Consider the following 5,639-nt stretch of genomic DNA (forward strand, 5'->3'; position numbering starts at 1 on the left):
TGACTTTGACGCGGGCGATGGACGCGCCGCCGACATCGGGCGCGAGCGGCTTCGACGAGGAACCCGCATTCGGCAGGCGCTCGCGCAGCAGCGGCTGGTAGAGCACGGGACGCGTGACGACGAGTTCGCTGATCTCAGGGCGGCCCGACCACACGCTGGAGAGCGACATGTCGGCCTGCACGCTGTCGACCGTCAGGCGCGTGACGCCGCTACGATCCCGGGGGTCGGCAAGCGTAAGGTCGTTCAGGGTGACGTTCAGCGTCGGCCACAGGCTGATCTTGGTGGTGCCGTCGATCGACAGGCGATAGCCGGTCGCGCTCTCGACGCGCGAGGCGATCGTCGAGGTCAGGAAGCCCGAGGGGATCCCGACCACCAGCAGGACTGCGATCACGACGATGACGGCGGCCAGAGCCGCGCCGGCGAATTTCACTGCTCTCATCTCGACTTTCCAGCGACGGACAATCGGCGTCGAATCCCGCGGACGACCACCCTTTGCACCCATCCTTTGCGCCTGAGTTTATCCCCGGACGGGAAGCGGCTCCAAGCGCGTAAAAATAGTCAGGGGGTGCTGCAAAGTTATGTGACTTATGACACACTTCCCCGGCGCGGTTTTACGCGATCCTGATGTTGAGGGTTTCCAGCGATTTGCCAAGAAAACTGACCAGGACGTTCACAAGGACATTGAAATGAGCAAGCAGGCCGAATTTGCGGTCATTCTGAAGATGAACGCGATGTTCGCGGATCTCGGTACAGACGAGCTCCAGCGGCTGTCCAATCTCTGTCACACCCAGCATCTGGGGAACGGCGAGGTGCTGTTCCAGAAGGGCGATCCCGGGGACGCGCTGTTCGGCGTGCGCCGCGGTCAGGTCCGCATCGAAACCGGCGCCTCCGACGGCAGTCGGCTGACGTTGAATTTCATGGGGCCGGGCGACCTGTTCGGCGAAGTCGCGGTGCTGGACGGCCAGAATCGCACCGCGGATGCGACCGCGGGGGAGGCCAGCGAATTGTTCGTGCTGCGGCGCGAGGATTTTCTCAGCTTCCTCGAACGCGAGCCGAAGGTCGCGATCAAGATCATCGCATTGCTGTGCCAGCGCATCCGCTGGCAGAGCGAGCGCATGGAGGAATCCATGCTGCAGCCGCTGCCGGTGCGCCTGGCGCGGCGGCTCTGCGCACTCGCCGCCGATTTCGGCTCCGAGGTGCACATCTCGCAGGAGCAGCTCGGCGTCTTCGTCGGCGCCGCCCGCGAGAGCGTCAACCGCCAGCTGCAGGCCTGGCGCAAGGAAGCGATCCTCGATCTCCAGCGCGGCCGGATATTGCTGCGGAACATGACCAAGCTGACGGCAATCGCGCGGAACGAGTAGGGTCCAACCGATCGGGAGCCAGCGTCCGCGCACACGATTCCGGTCAATGGTGATGATGCTGCCCTGGATCTCGTCCTCAGTCAGAGCGGATAGAACCTCTGCCAGTCGGGTTCGGACACCTTCTTCTGTCCAATCGCCGCCTCACGACCGTACGCGCCTCCCGCCTGGCGCGCTCGATGATCTCAATATCGCTCGCAGCATGAAGGCCCGCCTCGGAGGCGTGAACGGCATCATGACCCCTCTCTGTCAGCCAGCGCGACAACGCCGGCGAGAGCGGCATGTCGACGAGGAATTTCACGATGCCGGAACAGTGGAGGGCAGCTCGACAGCCTCGTCCTCCGCGAGGAAGGCCGCGTAGCGCAACGCTTCATCGATGTCTTCGCGTTCGAGATACGGGTAATCGTTGAGGACCGACTCCCGGGTCTCGCCGGCCGCCAACAGGCCAAGCAACCGTGCGACAGGAAAACGCAGCCCGCGAATGCAGGGCTTGCCGGTGCAGACCGTAGGGTCGATCGTGATCCGCGTGAAAGTCATACGGGTAACATAACGGCTGGGGGCGCCCTTGGTCAGTGCGTCCCTTTGGCTGCTTGCCTCGAATCTCATTCCGCAGCGCGATGTGCGACGCCCTTCGATTCCGGTGCCGCTCCGTGATGACCGTCCGTCTCGGCATCCTCGCTGTGGACGATCAGCCGCTTGGCGAAGCGCCAGATCAGGGCGCCGAAATCGTCCATCACCATGAACATCGCGGGCACGAACACCAGCGACAGGATGGTCGAGAAGATCAGGCCGCCGATCACTGCGAGGGCCATCGGCGAGCGGAATTCGCCGCCGGCGCCGACCGCGAGCGCGCTCGGCATCATGCCCGCGGCCATCGCGATCGTAGTCATCACGATCGGGCGGGCGCGCTTCATGCCGGCGTCGATCATGGCCTCGTCGCGCGGCTTGCCGACGTGGATGGCTTCGATGGCGAATTCCACCAGCATGATCGCGTTCTTGGTGACGATGCCCATCAGCATCAAAATGCCGATCCAGACCGGCGTGGTGAGCTGCTTGCCGGTGAGCAGCAGGGCCGCGATCGCGCCGCCGATCGAGAGCGGCAGCGAGAACAGGATCGTGATCGGCTGCAGGAAGGTGCCGAACAGCAGCACCAGCACTGCGTAGACCATCATCAGGCCCGCCGTGATCGCGGTGGCAAAGCCGTCGGACAGTTCGTTCAGGCTCTCGGCATCACCGGAGGGAGAGACCTTCACGCCCTTCGGCCGGCTCTTCATCACCGGCAGGTCGTAGATCTTCTTGGTGGCGTCGCCGAGCGCGGCGGAGCCGACGAGGTCGGCGGCGACGGTGGCCTGCCGCTCACGATCATAGCGGTTGATGCTGGTCGGACCCTGGTCGAGCTTGACGTCCGCGATGACCGAGAGCGGCACGCCGCCTTTTTCGCCGCGCTCGCCGAGTGGGACGCGCAATTGTTCGAGCGTCTTCAGATTGCCGCGCGCGGCATCCTCGAGCTGCACGCGGATCGGCACCAGTCGGTCGCCGACGTCGAATTTGGCGAGCGCGGGACCGACATCGCCGATGGTGGCGACGCGGATGGTTTGCGACAGGCTTTCGGTCGAGACGCCGAGCCGCGCGGCGAGATCCGCGCGCGGTTCGACGCGCAACTCCGGCCGCTCCAGCGTGGTTTCCGAGATCACGTTGGAGATGGTCGGAATCCGCTTCATCTGCGTCGCGAGCTCACTCGCGAAATTGTTGACGATGTTGGCGTCGACGCCGGTCACGACCAGCGAAATGGCGCGCAGGCCGTTCTCGTCGAGGAACCAGAAGCGGATGTCCGGAATGTTCTCCAGCTCCTGGCTGATCGAGAATTCGAGCTCGCGCTGGGTGATGTCGCGGGCATCTTTGGGCGTGTAATTGATGATCAGTGCCGCGCGCCGGACTTCCTGGGTGCCCGGCGGAACGCGCCCGCCGTCGACGAAGATGCTCTTCACCTCGGGCCGTTTGCGCAGGCGCGCGACGATGTCCTCGGTGACCTTTTCGGTGTAGGCGAGCTGAGTGCCCGGCGGCAGCTCGAGGGCGAGCAGGGAGCGCGCGCTGTCCTGCGCCGGCAGGAATCCCTGCGGCAGCAGCGTGATGCTCCAGATCGAGGCGGCAAAGACCCCGAAGCCGACCAGCACCGTGATAAAATAGTGCTTCACCGACCAGGCCACGATCCGATGATAGGACCGCAGCACGCGGCCGGGCGGCGGCTCTTCGTGATGGCCGTGCTTGAGGAAATAGGCGGCGAGCACCGGCGTGACGAAGCGCGCCGCGAGCAGCGAGAAGAAGACCTGCACCGAGACGGTGATGCCGAACTGCTTGAAGAACTGTCCGGCGATGCCCGACATGAAACTTGCGGGCGCGAAGATCGCGATGATGGTCAGCGAGATCGCGATCACCGCGAGGCCGATCTCGTCGGCGGCTTCGAGGGCGGCACGATAGGGCGATTTGCCCATGTTCATGTGCCGGACGATGTTCTCGATCTCGACGATGGCGTCGTCGACGAGAATACCTGTCGACAGCGTGATGGCGAGGAAGCTGACGAGGTTCAGCGAGAAGCCGAGCAGGTCCATCGCCCAGAACGCCGGGAAGATCGACAGCGGCAGCGAGATCGCGGCAATGATGGTGGCGCGCAGGTCGCGCAGGAACAGCAGCACGATGACGACGGCGAGGATGGCGCCCTCGAACAGGGTGGAGATCGCCGCGTGGTAATTGCCGTTGGTGTATTCGACCGAGGTGTCGATCACCTTCAGGTCGACGTCCGGATAGGCGGCCTTGAGCGCGTCGACGCGCTTCTGCACGGCCTCGGCCACCTTCACGTCGCTGGCGCCCTTGGAACGCTTGATGCCGAGCGCGACGATCGGCTCGCCGTTGAAGCGAGCGAAGGTGCGGCGGTCGGCGATGGTGTCGGTGACGGTACCGAGATCGTCGAGCCGGACCTCGCCGCCGCCGAACAGCGGGATCATGGTGCCGGCGAGGTCGCTCAGCGTCTTGGCGCCGGCGAGCGTGCGGATCGCCTGGTCGTTCTTGCCGATCTCGGCGCGGCCGCCGGCGACGTCGACATTTGTGCCGCGCAGGCTCTGGCTGACATTGACGGCGGTCAGGCCCATCGCCTGCAAACGGTCCGGGTCGAGCGAGACCAGGATCTCGCGCTCGACACCGCCGATGCGCTCGACCTGGGCGACGCCGCGGACGCCTTGCAGCGCGCGCTTGACCACGTCGTCGACGAAATAGGAAAGCTGCTCCGGCGTCTTGCCGGGTGAGATCGCGGCATAGGTGACGATCGGCAGGCCGATGACGTCGACGCGCTGGATCAGCGGCTCGGTGACGTTCTGCGGCAGGTTCGAGCGCACACGCGTCACCGCGTCCTTGACGTCGTTGAGGGCGCGGTCGGTGTTGGTCTCCAGTGCGAACTGGATGGTGGTGACCGACACGCCGTCGGTGATCTGTGAGGTGATGTGCCGCACGCCCTCGACGCCGGAGACCGCGTCTTCAACCGTCTTGGTCACCTGCGATTCCAGCTCAGCGGGCGCCGCGCCGAACTGCGAGACCACGACCGAGATCACGGGAATGTCGGCCGAAGGCAGCCGCGTCACCGCGAGCTTGGTGAAAGATACCCAGCCGAGAATCAGGAGGATGATCGAGAAGACGACCGACGGCAGCGGATTACGGATCGACCATGCCGAGATATTGAGAGCCATCAGCGTACCCGCGTGCGATCGAGTTCATCGGCGAACATGGTCTTGATCTGGTCGCCGTCATGGAGCGAAGAGCCGGCGTCGGCGACGACGATTTCGCCGACGTCGAGGCCTTCCAGGATTTCCGTCGCGCTGTCGGACGACAGTCCGACCCGTACCTTGCGCGTCTCGATCGTGTTGCCCTTGACGACCTGAATGGTGAGATGGTCGATCGCGGTCTTGGGGATCGAGACGCCGCAGCTTCGCTTGGCGTCGATCGAGGCGCGGGCGAACACGCCGACCTTCAGCGAGGGATTGTTGGTGACGCTGATGCGGACGCGGCCGAGCTGCGTGGCGCGGTCGATCTCGGGCGCAACCAGCCGGACCCGGCCGATCAAATCGGGCGCGTCGTCGCGGCTGATGCGCACGGTGGCGCCGGAGCTGAGCTTGGGCATGTGCACCGCCGGGACCTGAGCATCGAGCTCGATCTCGTTGTTGACGGCGATGCGGAACATCGGGCCGGCCTGCGGGGATGCGGGCGCGCCGACGATGGTGCGGACTTCGGTGA

General features: G+C 65.0%; 6 protein-coding genes. 1 reads left to right on the plus strand and 5 read right to left on the minus strand.

Annotation, left to right across the window (positions count from 1 at the left end; genetic code table 11):
- Window positions 1–439 (minus strand): AsmA family protein (locus tag MOV74_RS29875; protein WP_246930291.1); only part of this gene is annotated, 439 nt, incomplete at its 3' end.
- Between the two features lie 247 nt (window positions 440–686).
- On the opposite strand from MOV74_RS29875, the gene MOV74_RS29880 reads away from it, so the two are divergent.
- Window positions 687–1,361 carry a Crp/Fnr family transcriptional regulator gene (locus MOV74_RS29880; protein WP_097666467.1) on the plus strand — a complete coding sequence of 225 codons (675 nt, stop codon included), beginning with the start codon at window positions 687–689 and terminating at the stop codon, window positions 1,359–1,361.
- Window positions 1,362–1,437: 76 nt separating this feature from the next.
- On the opposite strand, the gene MOV74_RS41310 is transcribed toward MOV74_RS29880, so the two are convergent.
- From MOV74_RS41310 to MOV74_RS29895, 4 genes are all read right to left on the minus strand, one after another.
- Window positions 1,438–1,659: a DUF5615 family PIN-like protein gene (locus tag MOV74_RS41310; protein WP_369010468.1), complete on the minus strand. Its 222-nt coding sequence runs from the start codon at window positions 1,657–1,659 to the stop codon at window positions 1,438–1,440.
- Complete coding sequence (locus tag MOV74_RS29885; RefSeq protein WP_246930292.1) at window positions 1,656–1,895, minus strand: DUF433 domain-containing protein; 240 nt, start codon at window positions 1,893–1,895, stop codon at window positions 1,656–1,658. The genes MOV74_RS41310 and MOV74_RS29885 overlap by 4 nt, the downstream gene beginning before the upstream one ends.
- A gap of 65 nt (window positions 1,896–1,960) precedes the next feature.
- Window positions 1,961–5,095 (minus strand): efflux RND transporter permease subunit, encoded by a 3,135-nt coding sequence (locus tag MOV74_RS29890; RefSeq protein WP_246930294.1) that lies wholly within the window; start codon window positions 5,093–5,095, stop codon window positions 1,961–1,963.
- Window positions 5,095–5,639, minus strand: a 545-nt coding sequence (locus MOV74_RS29895) for an efflux RND transporter periplasmic adaptor subunit (protein WP_246930296.1), incomplete at its 5' end; no start/stop codon positions are given. The genes MOV74_RS29890 and MOV74_RS29895, both read right to left, overlap by 1 nt.

Origin of the sequence: Bradyrhizobium sp. SHOUNA76 (genome assembly GCF_023006445.1) — a bacterium.
GTDB lineage: Bacteria > Pseudomonadota > Alphaproteobacteria > Rhizobiales > Xanthobacteraceae > Bradyrhizobium.